Source organism: Vibrio sp. 2130-1 (assembly GCF_033339515.1).
In genome coordinates this window covers 1-561 of sequence record NZ_JAWOUT010000571.1, presented here as the reverse complement: position 1 = coordinate 561, position 561 = coordinate 1, and the positions used below count along the sequence as shown (strand labels likewise).

Below are 561 nucleotides of genomic sequence, written 5' to 3'. Positions count from 1 at the left end.
TGGATCCAAAAATAACTCGATCTGTAGGTTTCCAGAACCTATTGAGTTCTTCACGCAAATGACCAACAGTGATGCGTAAGTGCAATTCTGAGTCTTCGTCCTCCCACGTATCGTTGTCGATTTCATTCAGTTCAATTTGTAATAAATCTTCGCCGCGAGCTTTAAATCGATAGAAAATGAGTGGTCTCTTACTGTATTTGGATGAACCGAATGTCATTGGCATATCATCAGGCAAACCACGAATACATTCCTGTAAATCACCAACTGTTAATTCTTTAGACATATTTTTTCCTTTAAGTTATAACGCCGCGTTAAGGGGTGAATGCCGCATAAACCAACTTTCCGCAGACCACTTTCACCACCAAAACTCACTGCAAACCAAAAATGCCACGCGGCATGAATCCCGCTTAAACGCCTTGTTATGTTTAAGGCTCAAAGGGTTAAGTTTTACGATACCAAGAGCTTAACTCGACTTAACTTTGAAAACCAAAACCAGACGCTAAAAAGCTGAATTAACTCATAAATTTGATTCTAATGATTTCGAGTTTTAGCGTGAGAAAC

The 561-nt window shown here is 39.4% G+C and carries 1 protein-coding gene; it reads right to left on the bottom strand.

Features of this window, described 5'->3' with window-relative positions:
- The coding region (locus R7Q09_RS27455; protein ID WP_318144122.1) for a hypothetical protein at positions 1-283 on the bottom strand (283 nt) is incomplete at its 3' end.
- Between the last annotated feature and the right edge of the window lie 278 nt (positions 284-561).